Here is an 18,259-nt window from a genome sequence, read left to right on the forward strand (position 1 = left end):
ACCACCGGGGAGCGCATCCGCAACTCTGCGGCGCGGCCTGGGAACCCGGACAGCTGTCTGTCACGGCGTTCATTCTGCGCATGTCACGCGACAAAGCGCATGAATTCCGGCAAATACGGAATTTGGGCGAAATGTGCAGGCGCGGTCACGGGTAGGCGAACCAAGCTAGACGTTATAACGTTAGCTACATGACGACGCCCCGCCAGCGGTACCGCGACCAGGTCCGCACCGAGATCAAAGCGGCCGCGCTGGTCCAGATCCGCGCCGGTGGCGTGGCCGCGCTCAGCCTGAACGCGATCGCCAAGCAGCTGGGCGTCTCCGGCCCGGCGCTCTACAAGTACTACGGGAGCAAGGACGACCTGCTCACCGAGCTGATCATCGAGGGGTACGACAGCGCGGCGCTGCACATCGCCGAGGCCGCGTCCGCGGTGCGGGAGCAGACCCCGCGCGCCCGCCTGCACGCGCTCGCCGGCGCCTACCGCGCCTGGGCCGTGGAGAACCCGCACCGCTTCGAACTGCTGGCCGGCACGCCGTCCCCGACGTACCAGGCACCGCCGGAGACCGTGGACCACGCGCGCGACGTGTTCAGCTCGTTCCTGCCGGTCATCGGCGCCGGCCGCGACTGGCCGGCCGGCGCGGCGCTGATCGCGCAGATGCGGGCCACGGACTCGCCCGGCGCCGCCGAGTGGGCCGCGCTGCACGCGCCGGACGCGGACCCGGCGCTGGTGCTGGCCGGTCAGGTGCTGCTCTGGTCGCGCCTGCACGGCGTGGTCAGCCTGGAGGTGCAGGGCGCGTTCACCGGCATGGGCCACGACCCGGCCACGCTGCTGACCATGGAGATGGACTCGTTCGCGGACGCGCTGGGACTACCGTGACCGCACCGCTTTGCTGATCTTCGCGTTGAGCGCGCGACGCGAGATCGGGCCGAGGTCGTCGACCACCTCGACCAGCACCGCGAGCTGCTCCAGCGCGCTCATCGCGTGCTCCGAGCCCGCCGGGTCCACGCCGGCGAAGAGCTCGATGCCGACGAACGCGGCCGAGACCGCCTTCGCCAGCCCGCCCAGGTCCGCCACCTCCGCGAACGGCGATCCGGTGAGCAGCCGGCGCAGCACGGCCTCGATCTCGTCCACCCAGTACTGCAACGCCTCCGAGACCGGCTCGGCCAGCTTCGGGTCGCCCTGAGCGGCCGCGAGCAGCTGCGCCAGGATTGAGACGTTGCCCAGCTCCCGCTCCTGGACCTGCAGCTTCCGGCCCACGTCCAGCAGCTGGCGCAGCGAGGTGACCTGGGCGAACTCGGCGGAGTAGACCGCGACGCGCGCCTTGGTGTGCATCTTGCAGGCCGCGCTGAGCAGGTCGTCCACGCTGCCGAAGTGGTAGAAGACCAGCGCCTGGTTGACGCCGGCCGCGGCCGCGATGGTCCGGGCCGAGACGCCCTTGATGCCATGCTCAGTGACGGCGGCGAGCGCGCCGTCCAGCAGCCGCTGCTTGGTGTCCGACATCCGGCCTCCCTGCGAGATTCCCGTTGACCGTACCGGCTTGGTGCGGCGGGGCGACGAACACGTCCGTCACGGCCTGCGCGAGCGCGTTCACGCCGGGCAGCCGGAGGAACCAGCCGACGTAGGCCCAGCCGAGATGGAGATGTTCGAGACCACGGGCGACGGCGGCCACCCCCCGTTCCGTGTGGCCGTCGCCGCCCGAGTAGGTTGCCCGCCAGATCACGCCCGGGTGCCGGTCGGCGGGCGCGATGACCAGCCCGTGCGGGTAACGGGCGTGCAGGAACGCCGTGGTCGCCGCGCACGGACCGCAGTCCCGGTCCAGCCAGAGCACCGGAACGCTTGCGGCGTAAGGCGTCCAGCGGGGCCACCAGTCGCGGACCTGCCGCCGGTACTCACGCCAGGACTCGCCGTGCCGTGCGGCCAGCGCGTCCCGCTCGTGCGGCTCCGCGAGCGCGGCGCTGAACGCCACCGCGAGCCCGGCCGCGGCCAGCATCGCCCAGCTGCGCGCGGCGGCGGCCAGCAGCAGCATCAGCGCGACGATGCTGATCTGCATCGGGTTGGCGACGTAGGCGTACGGCCCGGTGGTGATCAACCGGTCCGGCGGGTCCCACGGGTAGGCGGTGCCCCGGCCGCGCACCACGAACTCCCGCACCGCGAGCAGCGCCGGCACGGAGGCCAGCAGCACGAGCTGGGCGAGCACGGCCGGGTGCGCCCGTGGCCAGGTCGCGCCGTCGAACGTGAACGCGATGCGCGGGACCAGCCACAGCGCGAGCGCGGCGAACACCACCAGCTGCCCGAGAGCCCTTGCCACCAGCCATTTCCGGTCCGCGCCCGCCACACCGAGCGCCACGGACGGCAGCATCACGACCAGCGCGCCGATCGTCTCGCCGAGCCACCAGTGCTCACCGAGGATCACCAGCGGTGCCAGCCGGGGCATGGCGACCAGGTCCAGCCAGACCAGCAGCAGCACGATCAGTGGCCACGGGAGCGTGCGGCGGAACAGCACCGGGACCGTGCCCCAGAGCGCGGCCCAGCCGAGCCACAGGTCGACCGGCAGACCGTGGAAGGTGCCGTCCACCGGCGCGAAACTCCACCAGGGGCCGGTGTCCAGCGCGCTGATGCCGATCGCGGCGGAGATACCGGCCAGCATCGCGGCCGCACGCGCGTCCCGGTTCCGCTCCAGGCGCAGTCCGATCAGGACGAGGGCCAGTGGTACCAGCAGGCAGGCGTACCGGACCGCGGTCACGACAACCGCATCATGTCGAGGAAGTGGCCGGCGCCGGCCGTGGTGAGGCCGTCCTGCAGCGGGCCGAAGTACCAGCTCGGGTCCAGGCCGCGGACGTAGTCCAGCGCGATGCGGACCTCGGTGTGCCCGGCGTCCACGGCCCGCCAGCTCAGCTCCGCGCCGGTGAACTCCATCCAGCGCGAGGTGATCGAGTCGTTACGGACGATGTCGAAGGCGAGCCGGCCGTCCGCGTGTTCCCGGACGCGCGTGGTGATGCCGCCGCCGGCGCCGTGCGAGGTGTCGTGGTAACCGAAGACCCAGGTGTCGCCGGGGTCGAGGCCCTGGCCGGCGATGTGCTGCGGCATCGGCACGCCGAGCAGGCGCAACGGCACCGAGCGCAGGTCCGCGGGCCTCGGCCCGGCCGCGATGCGTGCCGCCACCTCGGCCGGGGAGAGCGCGACGGTACGGACGACGACGGCCGACTGGTCCGGGTCGACCCGCAGCTCCGGCGTGACGCCCTCCAGGCCCGCGGTGAGCACCAGCAGCGGGACGGGGAGCAGCGCGTAGCCCCGGCGGCCGTTGCGGCGCGCGGCATCGACGATCCCGACCACCGCCAGCGCGACCCCGTAGACCAGCGGCATGGCCAGCACCACGCAGATCACGCCCTCGTGCAGGAAGACGGAGCTGAGCAGCATGAGGATGGTGACGGCGACGGTCACCTGGCCGTAGCTCGTCCGGCCGGGCACGAAGACCAGCGCCATGGCGAGCGCGGTGGGGAGCAGGACGAAGAAGAGCGCGCTGTCCACCCGGTCACTCGCCACCGCGAGGGCGAACCCTGACGCACCGGCGACCGCGATGGCGACGGCGAACACGGGACGGGCCGACCGCCACAGACCGGCGCGACGCTCCCGGTCCTGCTGACGGCGGCGCGCATCCTGGTCGATGTTCCACTCCTGCCGCATGTGCTCCGACCAGTGTTCCTCGTCCGTCATGACTCCCCCTCCCGGTTTTGAGCGATCGGTTTAATCGGTCGCTCAAAACCGGAGGGTAACGGATTTTGAGCAAGTGCTCAAGGGCCGGGAAATGCGCCGAACGGCCGAGGCGTCCCGCTGCGTAACCGGGTAGAAACATCAACGTCCCCCTTCTTCATCAGACCCGTCGATGCGGTGGCGCGAGAGAGCGCTCTCAGACGTACTCACGAGGCTGGTCTTTGATCTTGATAGGCAGGTCGATGGGCACCATTTCCATGCGGCGACGGGCGATCTCGCTCGGCGTCGTGACAGCGGCCGTCACCGCGGCGGGGGTGATCCCCCAGCCCGGCGTGGCACTGGCGAACTGGGGCGGCGCCCCGGACCTCGGGCCGAACGTCTTCGTCTACGACTCCGCCACTCCGGCGGCGGACATCCAGGCGCGCCTCGACGCGCTCTTCGCGGAGCAGGAACGCAACGAGATGGGCACCAGCCGGTACGCCGTGCTGCTCAAGCCCGGCGCCTACAGTCTCGACGCGCGGCTCGGCTACTACACCACCATCGCCGGGCTCGGCGCCTCACCGGACGATGTAGACATCACCGGCGCGGTACGCGTTGTCGGGCAACCGGATCCGGGCTCCGCGGCGGGCATCTCCGCGCTGACCAACTTCTGGCGCGGCGCGGAGAACCTCGCGGTCACGCCGACCGACTGGTCCAACCAGTGGGCGGTCTCGCAGGCCTCGCCGATGCGCCGCGTGCACATCAAGGGCACGCTCTGGCTGGAGCCGGGCAACGGCGGCTTCTCCAGCGGCGGATACATCGCGGACTCCAAGGTGGACGGCATCACCATCAACGGGTCCCAGCAGCAGTGGCTGACCCGCGACTCAGAACTCGGCGACCAGTGGACCAACGGCGTGTGGAACCAGGTCTTCTCCGGCGTGACCGGCGCTCCGGCGCAGGGCTTCCCGGACCCGCCCTACACCACGCTGCCGACCAGCCCGGTCACGCGCGAGAAGCCGTACCTCTACGTGGACGCGCGCGGGAAGTACCGCGTCTTCGTGCCGGGGCTGCGTCGCGACAGCTCCGGCACCACGTGGTCCGGCGGCAACGCGCCCGGGAAGTCGCTGTCGCTCGGCGACTTCTACATCGCCAAGCCGGGCGACAGCGCCACGAAGATCAACATTGCGCTGGGCCTCGGCAAGCACCTGCTGTTCACGCCCGGCGTCTACCACCTGCGCGACTCGATCAAGGTGAACCGGCCGGACACGGTCGTGCTCGGCATCGGCATGCCCAGCCTGGCGCCGGACACCGGGCGCGCCGCGCTCGAGGTCGCGGACGTGGACGGCGTGCGGATCGCCGGCCTGCTGGTCGACGCCGGCCCGCGCGAGTCGGACACGCTCGTCACGATCGGCTCGACGTGGTCGTCACGCGACCACTCGCGGAACCCGACCTCGCTGCAGGACGTGTTCTTCCGGATCGGCGGCCCCTGGGAGGGCAAGGCGCGCACCAGCCTGGCCGTGCACAGCGACGACACGCTCATCGACAACATCTGGGCCTGGCGCGGCGACCACGGCAACGGCATCGGCTGGACCCGCAACACCGGCGACGTCGGCGTGGTGATCAACGGTGACGACGTGACCGCCTACGGGCTCTTCGTCGAGCACTACCAGAAGTGGCAGACGGTCTGGAACGGCGAGCGCGGCCGGACCGTCTTCTACCAGAGCGAACTGCCGTACGACCCGCCGTCGCAGGCCGCCTGGACCAGCCCGACCGGGCTCGGCTGGGCGTCCTACAAGGTGTCGCCGTCCGTGCGCACGCACGAGGCCTGGGGGCTGGGCGTCTACGCCTACTTCAACCAGGGTGTGGACATCCGGGCCGCGCGCGGCATCGAGTCACCGGTGCGTCCCGCGGTCCGCTTCCACGACGCCGTCACCGTCTTCCTCAACGGCAGCGGCGGCATCGAGAAGACCATCAACGACGCGGGCACACCCGTCGTCGGCTCCTACGGCACCAGCACGATCGTGAACTACCCGTCCTGACCCTCGTGGCCGGGCCAGGCTTGTTCTGGCCCGGCCCGCCAAAGTCCATTGCAGAGCGACGACAAGATCACGTAGCGTCCGGGCGTTTGATCTCGTTCTATCGACACGGGAGTGCCGATGCGCTCTGTCCTGGCCGGCGCGGTGGCGCTGGCCGTCATTCTCGTTCCGGGCGCCGCTTACGCGGATCCGGTCGCCCTTGCCCGCCCCGCACCGCCGACAATCACGGTGACCCACACTCCGATCGACATCGACGACCCGTTCACCGCCACGCTCAGCAGCGACGACCCGGCCGTCATCTCCTTCACCTATCACTACGACAACGAGCCCAGCCGGGTGGCGCCCGCCGTCGACCGCGACGGCAAGAAGGTCGCGGACGTCGCGGTCACGCCGGAGTTTCCGGGCACGATGTTCTTCAGTGCGTGGGCGCGTACCGCGGACGGTGTAAGCGACGCCGCCTCCGTCGAGGTGCGGGTGCCCAACGTCATCGGGGCGAACGCGTCGTTCTCCTTCTATCGATGGGACCCTTGGTACCCCGAGTCCTACGCGCTGGAGGACCAGACCGGAAACCGCACGGTCCTGGAGACCACCGACCTCGTGTGGCAGAAGGACGCCCGGCTCATCGACGTGGCCCATCCACTGCTCAACGGCACCACCTCCGACCTCCGCACGGACGCGCTGCTGGACACGAGCGGTTCCTTCAGCCTGCAGGTCTGGGCGCGCCCGGACGCGCTCGCCGGCGACCGGACGCTGCTGGTGCAGAACGGTGACGCGGCCGCCGGGCTCCGTCTCTACCTGAAAGACGGCGCGTGGTGCTTCGGCCGGGCCGCCTCGGACACCGCAGGAGCCGCATCCGTCGCGGCCTGCGCGCCCGGTGCGACGAGGCACTGGACGCACCTGGCGGGCTCGCACGACGCGGACGCCCACACGCTCACGCTATGGGTCAACGGGGTGGTGGCCGCGGTGACCGACGCCCCGCCCGCTTGGGCGTCGGACGGTGCGTTCCGGATCGGCGCCGGTTCGTTCGCCGGTGCCGTGGCCGAGCTGAAGACGTACCCCCGTAAGGCACGGGCCATCGACATCGCCGCGCAGAACACGCCGACGAAGGTCGGATCGTGGAACTTCGCGCTCGCGCTACCCTGCTGGCCTGCCGACTTCGAGGGTCTCTGCGACGCGCCGGGGGACTACAGCCGACACTTCACGACGACGACCGGAAGCTGGCCGGATCGGTCGAACGGGGAGTTGGTCTTCGATCGCACGTTCCCGGCGGGCAATCCGAACGACCCCACCGGCGGGGCGGAGACCGTCGAGTTCGGGCGGTCACAGATCAACCGCAGCCCCGGCGGTTCCATGATCATGGAAGACATCCCGGTGCTCCGCACCGACGAGTCGTTCACTGTTGAACTGTGGGCTCGCCCGTACGAGCTGGACGGCACCGCGGTGGCGCAGGGCTCGTTCTCACTCGGCCTGCGGGACGGGCGATGGTCGCTGGATGCCTGGACCGAGGACGGCGACATCGCCGCGACCGCCGCCTCCGCGCCGGTGACCGAGGTGCCCGACCAATTGACTCATCTGGTGGCCGTGCACGACGCGGTGGCCGGGACGCTGACGCTCTACGTCAACGGCGGCGCGGTCGCGACCGCTGCCTGGACCTCTCCGTGGCACGCGTCAAGGCCGATGACAATCGGCGCGCGTTCCTTCACCGGGCCGGACGCCGCCGTCGATCGGTGGATCGGCGGGCTTCGCACGCTCGACGCGTGGCAGGGCGTGACGCCGGCCGCGGAGATCGCGGGTTGGTACGCGGGCGGTTGGTGGTCCTAGCCGTTCGAGCGGGCCAGGCGCATCAGCAGCTCGATGTTGCTGCCGGTTTTGCGCAGCTGACCGAGCAGCTGCTCGATCGCCTGGCCCGACTCGGCCGCGGAGAGCGCGCGGCGCAGGCGCTGGACGATCACGAGCTCGTCCGGCGCGAGGAGGATCTCCTCGCGGCGGGTGCCGGTGGCGTGCAGGTCGACTGCGGGGAAGACGCGGCGCTCGGCGATCTTGCGGTCGAGCTTGAGCTCGGCGTTGCCGGTGCCCTTGAACTCCTCGAAGATCACGGTGTCCATCTGCGAGCCGGTCTCGACGAGCGCGGTCGCGATGATGGTCAGCGAGCCGCCGTTCTCAATGTTGCGGCCGGCGCCGAGCAGCTGCTTCGGCGGGTAGAGCGCACCGGTGTCGAGGCCGCCGCTCAGCGTACGCCCGCCGGATCGGGCCTGGAGGTTGTAGGCACGGGCCAGGCGGGTGATCGAGTCGAGCAGCACGACCACGTCGCGACCGCGCTCGACCAGGCGCTTCGCGCGCTCGATGGCCAGCTCCGCGACCGTGGTGTGCTCGTGCGGCGGCCGGTCGAACGTCGCGGCGACGACCTCGCCGTCGACGGAGCGCCGCATGTCGGTGACCTCCTCGGGGCGCTCGTCGACGAGCACCACCATCAGGTGGGCCTCCGGGTGGTTGGTGCTGATCGCGTTCGCGATGGCCTGGAGGACCATGGTCTTGCCGGCCTTCGGCGGCGAGATGATCAGCGCGCGCTGGCCCTTGCCGATCGGCATCGCGAGGTCGATCACGCGGTTGGTCAGGCTCTCCGCGGTGGTCTCCAGGCGGAGGCGCTGCTGCGGGTAGAGCGGCGTGAGGCGGTAGAAGTCGGGGCGGCGCCGGGCCTCCTCCGGGTCCTCGCCGCCGACCGTGAGGACCTTGGTCAGCTGGCCGCCGACCGCGCTGCCGGTGAGGTGGTCGCCGCGGCGCAGGCCGATGCGGTTGACCAGCGACATCGGGACGGTCACGTCCTCCTCGGAGGGCAGGTAGCCGTCGACGCGCAGGTAGGCGTGCCGGTCCTGCACGTCCAGGATGCCGTCGACCATGGCGAGGTCGCCGGTGGGGGCCTGGGTCGGCTGCTGGGGCTTTCTCGCACGACGCCGGGTGGTGGCGTGGCGGTCAAGTGTGTGGGTAGGGCTCATCTAGGAGTCTCCTTTGATGGTAGAAATCGCTCGATATCCGAATATGCGTCGGAGAGCGATCCGGGAAAAGCTTGGGGGCCGCGGCGTGTGGTGCGGCGAGGGACCTCGGGCGGCGTCGTAACTAGCGCCCGGCTTCCGAGGAAACTGCGGCAACGGTATCCCGTCCCGTCAAGACCCGCAACCCCACTGACCGGATTCGGCTACGCGGGGTAAGCATGGGTCTCGGTGGCCTTGACGGCCGCCCACACCGTTCGGCCAGGGGCCAGGTCGAGCTGAGCGGCTGCGGCCGGTGTCACATCCGCAGCGGCCGCGATCGGCCCGGCCAACTCTATCCGCAGGTTGTCGCCGTGCCGTTGGATTCCAGCGATCGTCGCGGCCCAGATATTCCGCGGGCTGCCGGTGGGTTTCTCCGCGTACAGCGCCACCGCCGACGGCCGGAACGCCACGAACACCTCCCCGTCCTGCTGATCGTCCACACTCAGCGTGAGGTTGTTCAGCGTGACACGATGACCATGTGCCCGTCCGCGATAGAGGTTCAAACCCACCAATCGGGCCACATAGTCGGTACGCGGGCGCGCCGTCACGGTCGCGGCGTCACCCTCCTGCACCACCCGGCCGTCCTCCACGATCACCAGCCGGTCCGCCAGCACCAGCGCGTCCAGCGGATCATGCGTGACCAGCACGGTCGCGCCGGGATGCGCGGTCAGGTGCCGCTGCAGCTCCGCACGGGTGTCCAGCCGCGTCCGCGCGTCCAGCGCCGCGAGCGGCTCGTCGAGCAGAAGCAGCCGAGGGTGTACGGCCAGCGCGCGCGCCAGCGCCACCCGCTGCGCCTGCCCGCCGGAGAGCTGCCGTGGCCGCTTCGCCGCCTGATCCGCCAGGCCCACCCGGGTCAGCCAGTCCAGCGCGGTCGCGCGCGCCTCCTGCCGCCGCACGCCGTGCCGTCGCGGGCCGAACGCCACGTTGTCCAGCGCGGACAGGTGCGGGAACAGCAGGTAGTCCTGGAACACCACGCCGATCGGGCGGCGCTCGGGCGGGAGCGCGGTCAGATCATCCGTACCCAGGCGAATGTGCCCTTCGTCCATCGGCTGCAGGCCGGCGAGCGCGCGCAGCGCGGTCGTCTTGCCCGCGCCGTTCGGCCCGAGCAGCGCCACCACCTCGCCGGGCGCGACGGACAGCGCGATGTCCAGCCGGAACGCGCCCCGGTCGACGACCAGCCGGGAATCCAGCATCATGCGGCGCCGACCCAGCGGTCGCGCAGCGTGGCCAGGATCGTCACGGACACCACCAGCAGGATCAGACTGAGTACGATCGCGGCCTCCACGTCCCGTTCCAGCGCCAGGTAGACCGCGAGCGGCATGGTCTGCGTCCGCCCCGGGAAGTTCCCGGCGAACGTGATCGTCGCGCCGAACTCGCCGAGCGCCCGCGCCCAGCACAACACCGCGCCGGCCGCGATGCCCGGCGCCACCAGCGGCAGCGTGACGTGCGTGAACGTGGTCCAGCGCCCGGCGCCCAGCGTGGCGGCGGCCTCCTCGTACCGCGCGTCCGCGCCGCGCAGCGCGCCCTCCACCGCGATCACCAGGAACGGCAGTGCCACGAACGCCTCGGCCAGCACCACGCCCGCGGTGGTGAACGGCAGCGTGATCCCGAACGCCTGGTCCAGCCACTGACCGACGATGCCACGCCGGCCGAAGACCAGCAGCAACGCCACGCCGCCGACCACCGGTGGCAGTACCAGCGGCACCGTGACCAGCGCGCGGACCAGGCCACGGCCGCGGAACTCGACGCGGGCCAGCAGCCAGGCCAGCGGCACGCCGAGCAGCAGGCAGAGCGCGGTCGCCAGCGTCGCGGTGAGCAGCGACAGGCGCAGCGCGGCCAGCACGTGCGGTTCGGCGAGCCGCTGCGGCAGCGTGGCCCACGGCGCCCGGATCAGCAGCCCGGCCAGCGGCAGCACCAGAAAGGCAAGGCCCAGCAGCGCCGGTACGAGCAGCGCTGCCGGAACCCGCTGCCTACGGCGCCTGGAAGCCGGCATCCGTCAGCACCGCGACGCCTTCGGTCTGGACAAATTTGATGAAACCTTCGGCCGCCGCCGTGTTCGGCGCGTCCTTCAGCACGACGATCGGATAGTCGTTGATCGCGCCCGCCGACTCCGGGAACTCCAGACCGTCCACATCGGAGGTCGCGGCCTTCGCGTCCGTGCGGTAGACCAGCGCGGCGTCCACCTCGCCCAGCTTCACCTTGGCCAGCGCGGCCTTCACGTCCTGCTCCAGCGTCACCGGCGTCAGCGTCACGCCGGCCAGTGCCTTCTTCGCGGCCGCGCCGCACGGCACCTCCTCGGCGCAGAGCGCGACCTTCAGGTCCGGCCGCGCCAGGTCCGCCAGCCCGGTGATGCCCTTCGGGTTACCCTTCGCGACCGCGATGACCAGCTGGTTCTTGACGAACACGACCGGCTCGCCCGCGTTGTTACCCTTGTCCACGACCGTCTTCATCGTCGCTGGCGACGCCGCGGCGAACACGTCGGCCGGCGCGCCCTCGTTGATCTGCGTGGCCAGCCCGGAGCTGCCGCCGTAGTTGAACGTGATGAACAGGTTCGGATTCCGCGCCTGCAGATCCTGACCGATCCGGTCGAACGACTCGGTCAGCGACGCCGCCGCGAACACGGTGAGCTGCCCGGTCAGCGCGTCCCCGGCAACGCCCGGCGCCGCCGAGCCCCCGTTGCCTGCCGGCTCGTCGCCCTCGTTGCTCGCACAGCCCGCGAGCAGCACCATCGCGGTCACGACGGCCATGGTTCCGCGCAGCCTCATGCTGTCTTCCTCCCCAAAGATGCCGTCTCGATGACGACGGTGGTCGACTTGATCACGGCGACCGCCACGGAACCGACCCGCAGGTCCAGCTCGTCGACGGCCTCCCGGCTCATCAGCGACACGATCCGGAACGGCCCCGCCTGCACGTCCACCTGCGCCATCACCGCATCCTTGGTGACCGCGGTGACGATCCCCCGCAACCGGTTCCGCGCGGACGAGGTCTCCGACGCCGGGTCCGCCTGCTCGTGCTGCTCCCGCACGAACCCGGCCAGATCCACCCCGTCGATCAGCCGCTGCCCCTGCTCGTCCCGCACCGCCACCAGCCGCCCCGCATCGATCCACCGGCGCACCGTGTCAGCACTCACCCCGAGCAGCCCCGCCGCTTCCCCGATCCGAAAACGCGTCACAGATCCGATCCTATGGCTCGCATCCGCCACCCGATACGCCCTGTGACCCCCGCAACCGCAACGTGACCTCCCCAAAAAGCACGTCCCCGCCACCTGCGCTGATCACGGACTGGATCGGCTGGTCGAGGAAGGCCGCGCGCAGTTGGCGGCTCGCCCCGGTTTCCGGCCACGGATTCGCTGCCCGCGGGAGCATGCGGACGGTGACCACGGCGGAAGCGGAAAGATCTAGAGTCGGTGGGCCAGGTCGAAGACGCTGGTCAGGCGGCGGTCGGCGGGGATGGGGGCCTGGGCGCGCGGGTCGATGAGGTAGGCGCGGATGCCCGCGGCCTCGGGGCCGAGGAAGTCGGGTTCGAAGGTGTCGCCGACGAAGACGGTCTCGTCGGGGCGGGCGCCGAGCGCGGCCAGCGCGGTCGCGTAGACGGTCGGGTGGGGCTTGCGGCGGCCGAGCTCGACGGACGTGAAGACCTCGGCGAAGGCGCCGGAGAGGCCCATGGCGACCAGGTGGCGCGGGACCAGGGAGGCCCAGTGCGTGTTGGTGACGACGGCGAGCTGGTAGCGGGCGGCCAGGCCCTCGACGTAGGCGGTGATGCCGTCGGGGTAGGTGACGCCGGTGTTCCACTCGCCCAGGTACGCGTCGACGAACTCCTCGCCCTGCGCGAGCGTGGACCGGCGGCCGAGGATCTTGGGGAGGAAGTGTGCGGCCGCCTCCAGCATCGAGTACTCGCGGTGGCCGGCCTCGCAGATGCGGTCCAGTTCCAGGCAGGTCGCTGACCACTCGGCGAGCATCCGTTCGTAGCTGACCTCGACGCCCCAGTTCCGTACCGTCGCATAGGTTTTGGGATAGCCCTGCGCGGTGCGGCTGCGCGAGTAGTCGACCAGCGTGCCGAAGAAGTCGAAGAGAATGCGAGTGGGCTGCACGGGGTGCATCATCCCACCGATTCGCGTATTGACTTCCCCGCGCGACCGGAATTCAGTGATGTCCATGGCTGTCTCCACAGAGGACGCGAAGCTTCCGCCGGTCCCCGCGCCCGCGTCGGCGCGCAACGGACGGCCCGCGGTGTGGCGGGAGACCGTCGCCGCGCGGGTCAATCTGCTCCGCAGCTACGTGCGGGTGCTCACGCCGGACGCGCCGGCGGAGACGGTCGCCGCGGTCGAGCAGCACCTGGCCTCGGCGGAGCGCGCGATCAAACCGCACGGGTTCTTCAGCCCGCTGGCCGGCCTGCGCGACTGGTGGTCCGGTGCGGCCGTGGACAGCGCCTGGATGCACCTGCACAACGCGGAGGTGCTGATGGTGCAGCTGATGCCGGAAGCCGACCTGCTGGCCGGCCGGTCCGCGGTGGTCGCGCTGGTGGAGAACACGCTGACCACCACGGATCCGCGGCGGGTCGACATGCACGCGCAGCTGAGCCAGTCCTGGACCGTGGTCGGCCCGCGGGAGCGCGCGGTCTACCGCACCGCGCTGCAGTGGGGTTTCGTCGCCACGGACGAGCAGTACACGCGCGTCCGCAGCTTCCGTAACCTGATCATCATCAGCACGATCGGGCTGTTCCTGCTGGCCGGCGGCCTGGCCTACCTCGGATCGCAGCAGCCGGCGCTGATCAGCCTGTGCTTCTCGAACGCGATCCCGGCGGACGCGGCTGTGCAGGCGACCGTCGAGGCGAACGAGGTGAGCGCGATCGAGCCGCGCGACATCCCGGCCGTGCTGACGCAGAGCTGCCCGACCGGGCAGAACGGCCCGACCGGCGGCGACCTGGCGCTGGTCACGCTGCTCGGGATGGTCGGCGGCGCGCTGAGCGCGGCCGTGGGGATCCGGGGCATGCGGGGCACGGCCACGCCCTACGGCGTGCCGGTCGCGCTGGCCATCCTGAAACTCCCGGCCGGCGCGCTGGTCGCCCCGCTCGCGCTGATGCTGCTGGCCGGCGACTTCATCCCCGGCCTGTCCGGGCTCGACAGCCCGCGGCAGATCCTCGCCTACTCGGTCGTGCTCGGATACGCGCAGCAGCTGGTCACCCGCCTGATCGACAAGCAGGCGAACAGTGTGCTGGACCGCGTGCCGAGCTCGGAGCCGCCGTCCACGGCCGAGGCGCGGGCGAACCCGCCGACGGCGCGCCCGACGACCTCGGGCGCACCCGATGCCGAGATCGAGAACGTCAACGTCAAGCAGGTGACGGTCGAGTCGCAGACGCCGTGAGCAGCGAGGCCAGGCGCAGCGCGGCCCGCGGCGCGGTGTCGCCGCAGCACGTGTTGATCAGCACGTGCAGGTCGTCGCCCTCGCCGGCCAGCTCCCGCAGCCGCTCCGCCCACGCGGCGAGCTCGTCGTCGGCGTACTCGTAGCGGAACTTCTCCTTCTTGTCGCCGGACTCCCAGGCCGCGCTGTGCCCGTGCAGCCGCACCACGGCCGGGTCCGCCGTGCTCACCGTGACCGCCGGAATCGACGACTCCAGCCCCTGCGTCATGTCGACCACCACGTGCGAGAGGTCGTGCGCCTGCAGAAACAGCAGCGTGTCCAGCACTTCCGTCTCGTTGAACCAGCTGGGATGCCGCAGCTCGACCGCGACCCGGTGCGGCCGGCAGCGGTCCGCCGTCGCGATGATGCTCGCCTTGGCCCTGTCCCCGCGCGCCAGCCACGGCGGGAACTGCAGCAGCACCACGCCCAGCTTCCCCGCGTCCGCCAGCGGCGCCAGCACGTCGTGGAACCCGGTCCAGAGCCGCTCGTACGCCTCGGGTTCCAGATCCTTGCGCCGCAGCCGTTCCGGTCCGTCCGCGGGCCGCAGCGCCGCCGGGATCGCGCCCGACGGCGTCGGATGCCCGGTGAACAACGAGAACGCCTTGACGTTGAACGTGAACCCGTCCGGCGTCCGCTCCGCCCACGCCCGCGCCGTCTCCGGCGCAGGAATCCCGTAGTAGGTGGTGTCCACCTCCACCAGGTCGAACCGCTCCGCGTAGTACGCCAGCCGCCCCGCCGGATCATTGACCTGCCGCGGATACCAACCCGACGAGATCAACTCCCGATCCGCCCAGCCCGACGTCCCGACCCGAATCCCACCCATGTAGTTCAGTGCACCGCGCCTCACCGCATCCGGCAAACGCAGGCCCCCAAGGAGTGACGCCGCCTACGGCAAGATCAAGATCCAGATCTTCCCGCTTCCGGCGTGGTCCGGCCCGCATGCTCCCGCGGGCAAACCTCGGGGCGGGCAAAGACTCCGCTGGCGCTCCGCTTTCCCCGCCCCTGTCGGACGCCCGAAATTTCGCCATAAAGTAACCACTGTTGCTGCCCGCCATAGAAGCGGAACCGCCCGCAGCCACCCCGTCGTAACCAAACGATCATTGACCGATACGAAAAGGAGGTCAACAAGCCTTGTTGACCTCCTTTTCGTATCGGTCAATGATCGTTCCGCCGTGCAGCCGAGTCGGGGACGGCAGCCGCTGGGCAGCGCCGGAGACTTTCCCGAGATGTCGGGCGCGGAGCGGCTACATACGAGTCCCGCCATAGCTTCTCGTCCAGCATCTGGGCGAGGTCGGGTCTTTCCCTGCCCCGCGTGGGACCGCGGCCCCGGGAGCGTGCGGACCGCAACCACCCGCAGAGTGGGAAGATACTGAGCTTCGGCATCAGCGTGAGGCTACGATCGCCCGCGGGCTGCTATTTCACGAAATTTCGGGCATCGAGTGCCCGGTTAACACGGCGGGCCCGGACCTCGACGCCGAAAGCTGACCGGAAAACAGGTCCCGCCGCGGCCCGTAGCTGAAGAATTTTCACGCCTGCGAGGCGTCACCCGACGGTGTCGGGAGGACTCAGTAACGGAACCCCTCACGACCCGACGGCGACGAGGCGGCCGTGGACGCGGGCGGGCTAGCCGCGGTGGGCGGCGGCCAGGACCTCGTCGGCGACGGCGGTGGCGGCGTCGGGGCGGCCGTGGACGCGGGCGGCCTCGGAGATCTGGTGGCGGTAGCCCGGGTCGTCGAGGAGGGCGATCAGTTCGGCGCGGAGGCGGTCGGCGGTGGCGTCCTCGGCGGCCAGCATGCGGGCGGCACCCTGGTCCGCAAGGTGGCGGGCGGTACGGCGTTGTTCGTCGCCCTGGGTGGGTATCAGAGGGATGTAGACACAGGCCTTGCCGAGCGCGTTGAGCTCCGCGACCGTGCCGGCACCGCTGCGGGCCACCACGACGTCGGCGGCGGCGAGCACGTCCGGCAGTTCGTCGTGGATGTAGGGGAAGACGGTGTACCGATGCTGCAGGTGGGGCGGCAGGGACGCGTGCGTCTCGCGCATCATCTCGTAGGAGTAGTCACCGCACTGGTGCAGCACCTGCGCACGGGTCAGCAGGTCCGGCAGCACCTCGGCGACCATCTTGTTGACCTGGAGCGCGCCCTGGGCGCCACCGGTGACGTAGACGAGCGGAAGCCGCGGGTCCAGGCCGTAGCCGGCGAGCGCGCGGTCACGCTGGCCCATGAAGACCTCGGGCCGGATCGGGTTGCCGGTGACCACGGCCTTGGGCCGCGCCTTCTCCGGCAGGTGTTCGATCGACGACTCGTGGCTGAGCAGGATGCGGGTGGCGAAGCGGGAGAGAATCCGGTTCGCCAGGCCGACGGCGAGCGTCTGCTCGTGCATGACCAGCGGGCGGCGCAGCAGCCAGGCGGCGACGCCGACCGGGACGCACACGTAGCCGCCGGTGGAGATGACCACGTCCGGCTTGGCCTTGGCGACGGTGGCGATGGCCTGAACCACGCCCCACGGGATGCGGAACGCGTCGGCCACGTTGCGCAGCTGGTCCTTGACGTTGATGTGCCGCCGGAGCTTGCCGGTGGTGATGGCCTTGAACGGCACATTGTTCTGTACCGAGATCTTGGCCTCGAGACCGTGCGAGACTCCGACCCAGAGGATCTCCGGCTCGGCCCCGGCTCGGGCCAGTCGCTCACGAATGGTCCGGATCGTGGTCAGCGCAGGATATGTGTGACCGCCCGTCCCGCCGCCGGTGACGATGATCTTTATCTCGCCCACCCGGGCGGCACTGCTGTAGATGGTCATACGTCCTTCGCAAGCGGTGTCGCGCCAGAAGCCGCCCCGAGTCTAGCGAGAGGCACCCACCGGTCAATGCGGCGACCACATATCCGCAGGTCAGCACGCTGCGTGAGACCTGAAATCACATAGGGTGAGCTAGTGACGAACACCACTTGGCATGAGCACGACATGAGCTTCCGATTGAGCAGCGCCACCGGGCATGGTGCTCGGCTGAGGCACGCTGGCCTCGGGGGGATCCGAGAGGGCTATGGCGACATCTGCTGAGGCGATCGTCGATCTGGGGGCGATCGCGCACAACACGCGCGTGCTGAAGCGCGCCATGGGCGACGCCGCGCTGATGGCCGTGGTCAAGGCGGACGGCTTCGGGCACGGTGCCGTGGCAGCCGCGCGCGCCGCCGTCGAGGCCGGCGCGGGCTGGGTGGGCGTCACGTCCGCGTTCGAGGCGCTGGAGCAGCGCGCTGCCGGGCTGGACGTGCCGATCCTGGCCTGGATGTGCGGCCCGCAGGACGACCTCGCCGCGCTCGCGGAGGCGCGGATCACGCTGTCCGTGGCGACGCTGTCCCACCTCGACGCGATCGCGGCCGAGGCCGAGCGGCGCGGCGTCGCGCTGGACGTGCACATCAAGGCGGACACCGGGCTCTCCCGCGGCGGTGCCGTGCGGAGCACCTGGCCGGAGCTGTTCGGGTGGGCACGTAAGTACGAGTCGGCCGGCCAGGTCCGGATCACCGGGCTCTGGTCGCACCTGGCCAACGCGGAGGAGACGGATCACCCGAGCCTGGCCGCGCAGCAGGCCGCGTTCGCGGACGCGATCGACCTGGCGCGCGCGGCCGGGCTGGCTCCGGCGACGCTGCACCTGGCGAACTCGGCCGGCATCCTCCAGGTGCCGACCGCGCGCTTCGACCTCGGGCGGGCGGGAATCGCGCTCTACGGCGTACCCCCGGTGCCCGGTGTTGATTTTGATCTTCGACCGGCGATGACCGTGCGCGCCGGGGTGGTGCAGGCCGGCGACGGTCGCGCGGTGCTTCCGCTCGGTTTCGGATACGGTGTGCCGCGCCGGCTCGGCGGCGTTGCCGAGGTGCTCATCCACGGCGTGCGACGGCCGATCATGGGCCCGGTGGCCATGGATCACCTGGTCGTCGACGTCGGCGAGCTGCCGGTCACCGAGGGGGACGAGGCGGTGTTCCTCGGCCCCGGCGACCGTGGCGAGCCCACGGCCGTCGAGCAGGCCGAGCTCGCCGGCACGAACCCGCATGAACTTCTCACCGGCATCGGCGTGCGGCTACCCCGACGCCATCTTCTACACACGGAGGCCTGAA

The 18,259-nt window shown here is 70.8% G+C and carries 14 protein-coding genes and 2 pseudogenes; 5 read left to right on the top strand and 11 right to left on the bottom strand.

The features are described 5' to 3' along the window. The first annotated feature begins 188 nt into the window (after positions 1-188). On the top strand, positions 189-875 hold the full coding sequence (locus OP04_RS10380; protein ID WP_033339310.1) for a TetR/AcrR family transcriptional regulator: 687 nt from the start codon (positions 189-191) through the stop codon (positions 873-875). Here OP04_RS10380 and OP04_RS10385 read toward each other — a convergent pair. From OP04_RS10385 to OP04_RS10395, 3 genes and pseudogenes are all read right to left on the bottom strand, one after another. Next, on the bottom strand, positions 867-1,499 hold the full coding sequence (locus OP04_RS10385; RefSeq protein WP_033339311.1) for a TetR/AcrR family transcriptional regulator: 633 nt from the start codon (positions 1,497-1,499) through the stop codon (positions 867-869). The genes OP04_RS10380 and OP04_RS10385 overlap by 9 nt on opposite strands. After that, positions 1,400-2,742 (bottom strand): annotated as a pseudogene (locus OP04_RS48440) (methyltransferase family protein); the annotation flags it as partial. The gene OP04_RS10385 and the pseudogene OP04_RS48440, both read right to left, overlap by 100 nt. After that, complete coding sequence (locus OP04_RS10395) at positions 2,739-3,713, bottom strand: hypothetical protein (protein ID WP_085066351.1); 975 nt, start codon at positions 3,711-3,713, stop codon at positions 2,739-2,741. The pseudogene OP04_RS48440 and the gene OP04_RS10395, both read right to left, overlap by 4 nt. Before the next feature lie 239 nt (positions 3,714-3,952). Between OP04_RS10395 and OP04_RS10400 the strand changes: the two genes are divergently transcribed. Together OP04_RS10400 and OP04_RS10405 are read left to right on the top strand one after the other, a co-directional pair. Continuing rightward, positions 3,953-5,728, top strand: a complete 1,776-nt coding sequence (locus tag OP04_RS10400) for a hypothetical protein (protein WP_033339312.1) — start codon at positions 3,953-3,955, stop codon at positions 5,726-5,728. A gap of 117 nt (positions 5,729-5,845) precedes the next feature. Beyond that, positions 5,846-7,546 (top strand): LamG domain-containing protein, encoded by a 1,701-nt coding sequence (locus tag OP04_RS10405; protein ID WP_033339313.1) that lies wholly within the window; start codon positions 5,846-5,848, stop codon positions 7,544-7,546. Here the strand turns inward: OP04_RS10405 and rho are convergent. The 6 genes and pseudogenes from rho to OP04_RS49460 all read right to left on the bottom strand — a co-directional run. Further along, positions 7,543-8,658, bottom strand: a pseudogene (rho, locus tag OP04_RS10410) (transcription termination factor Rho); the annotation flags it as partial. The gene OP04_RS10405 and the pseudogene rho overlap by 4 nt on opposite strands. A gap of 260 nt (positions 8,659-8,918) precedes the next feature. Beyond that, positions 8,919-9,950 carry an ABC transporter ATP-binding protein gene (locus OP04_RS10415; RefSeq protein ID WP_033339314.1) on the bottom strand — a complete coding sequence of 344 codons (1,032 nt, stop codon included), beginning with the start codon at positions 9,948-9,950 and terminating at the stop codon, positions 8,919-8,921. Continuing rightward, complete coding sequence (locus tag OP04_RS10420) at positions 9,947-10,747, bottom strand: ABC transporter permease (protein WP_033339315.1); 801 nt, start codon at positions 10,745-10,747, stop codon at positions 9,947-9,949. Before OP04_RS10420 ends, OP04_RS10415 begins: the two co-directional genes overlap by 4 nt. Further along, positions 10,725-11,519 carry a molybdate ABC transporter substrate-binding protein gene (modA, locus tag OP04_RS10425; RefSeq protein WP_033339316.1) on the bottom strand — a complete coding sequence of 265 codons (795 nt, stop codon included), beginning with the start codon at positions 11,517-11,519 and terminating at the stop codon, positions 10,725-10,727. Before modA ends, OP04_RS10420 begins: the two co-directional genes overlap by 23 nt. Then, positions 11,516-11,926 (bottom strand): TOBE domain-containing protein, encoded by a 411-nt coding sequence (locus OP04_RS10430; RefSeq protein WP_033339317.1) that lies wholly within the window; start codon positions 11,924-11,926, stop codon positions 11,516-11,518. The genes modA and OP04_RS10430 overlap by 4 nt, the downstream gene beginning before the upstream one ends. Positions 11,927-12,151: 225 nt before the next feature. Continuing rightward, positions 12,152-12,844, bottom strand: a complete 693-nt coding sequence (locus tag OP04_RS49460) for an HAD family hydrolase (protein WP_051797418.1) — start codon at positions 12,842-12,844, stop codon at positions 12,152-12,154. A 64-nt stretch (positions 12,845-12,908) separates the two neighbouring features. Here OP04_RS49460 and OP04_RS10440 point away from each other — a divergent pair, with 64 nt between their 5' ends. Beyond that, positions 12,909-14,117, top strand: a complete 1,209-nt coding sequence (locus tag OP04_RS10440; protein ID WP_085066354.1) for a hypothetical protein — start codon at positions 12,909-12,911, stop codon at positions 14,115-14,117. On the opposite strand, the gene OP04_RS10445 is transcribed toward OP04_RS10440, so the two are convergent. Continuing rightward, positions 14,083-14,976, bottom strand: a complete 894-nt coding sequence (locus OP04_RS10445) for a DUF72 domain-containing protein (RefSeq protein ID WP_033339319.1) — start codon at positions 14,974-14,976, stop codon at positions 14,083-14,085. The two genes, OP04_RS10440 and OP04_RS10445, sit on opposite strands and share 35 nt — an antisense overlap. A gap of 800 nt (positions 14,977-15,776) precedes the next feature. Then, a complete protein-coding gene (locus OP04_RS10450) occupies positions 15,777-16,949 on the bottom strand; it encodes a UDP-N-acetylglucosamine--N-acetylmuramyl-(pentapeptide) pyrophosphoryl-undecaprenol N-acetylglucosamine transferase (protein WP_033339320.1) in 1,173 nt (390 codons plus the stop codon). Between the two features lie 241 nt (positions 16,950-17,190). Between OP04_RS10450 and OP04_RS10455 the strand changes: the two genes are divergently transcribed. Next, on the top strand, positions 17,191-18,258 hold the full coding sequence (locus OP04_RS10455; RefSeq protein ID WP_033339321.1) for an alanine racemase: 1,068 nt from the start codon (positions 17,191-17,193) through the stop codon (positions 18,256-18,258). Position 18,259: the final 1 nt, after the last annotated feature.

Origin of the sequence: Catenuloplanes japonicus, from assembly GCF_000717135.1 — a bacterium.
Taxonomy (GTDB): domain Bacteria; phylum Actinomycetota; class Actinomycetes; order Mycobacteriales; family Micromonosporaceae; genus Catenuloplanes; species Catenuloplanes japonicus.

Coding starts and splice junctions, on each gene's coding strand:
- OP04_RS10380 (WP_033339310.1), top strand. CDS start 189: ATGACGACGCCCCGCCAGCGGTACCGCGACCAGGTCCGCACCGAGATC.
- OP04_RS10385 (WP_033339311.1), bottom strand. CDS start 1,499: ATGTCGGACACCAAGCAGCGGCTGCTGGACGGCGCGCTCGCCGCCGTC.
- OP04_RS10395 (WP_085066351.1), bottom strand. CDS start 3,713: ATGACGGACGAGGAACACTGGTCGGAGCACATGCGGCAGGAGTGGAAC.
- OP04_RS10400 (WP_033339312.1), top strand. CDS start 3,953: ATGGGCACCATTTCCATGCGGCGACGGGCGATCTCGCTCGGCGTCGTG.
- OP04_RS10405 (WP_033339313.1), top strand. CDS start 5,846: ATGCGCTCTGTCCTGGCCGGCGCGGTGGCGCTGGCCGTCATTCTCGTT.
- OP04_RS10415 (WP_033339314.1), bottom strand. CDS start 9,950: ATGATGCTGGATTCCCGGCTGGTCGTCGACCGGGGCGCGTTCCGGCTG.
- OP04_RS10420 (WP_033339315.1), bottom strand. CDS start 10,747: ATGCCGGCTTCCAGGCGCCGTAGGCAGCGGGTTCCGGCAGCGCTGCTC.
- modA (WP_033339316.1), bottom strand. CDS start 11,519: ATGAGGCTGCGCGGAACCATGGCCGTCGTGACCGCGATGGTGCTGCTC.
- OP04_RS10440 (WP_085066354.1), top strand. CDS start 12,909: ATGGCTGTCTCCACAGAGGACGCGAAGCTTCCGCCGGTCCCCGCGCCC.
- OP04_RS10445 (WP_033339319.1), bottom strand. CDS start 14,976: ATGGGTGGGATTCGGGTCGGGACGTCGGGCTGGGCGGATCGGGAGTTG.
- OP04_RS10450 (WP_033339320.1), bottom strand. CDS start 16,949: ATGACCATCTACAGCAGTGCCGCCCGGGTGGGCGAGATAAAGATCATC.
- OP04_RS10455 (WP_033339321.1), top strand. CDS start 17,191: ATGGCGACATCTGCTGAGGCGATCGTCGATCTGGGGGCGATCGCGCAC.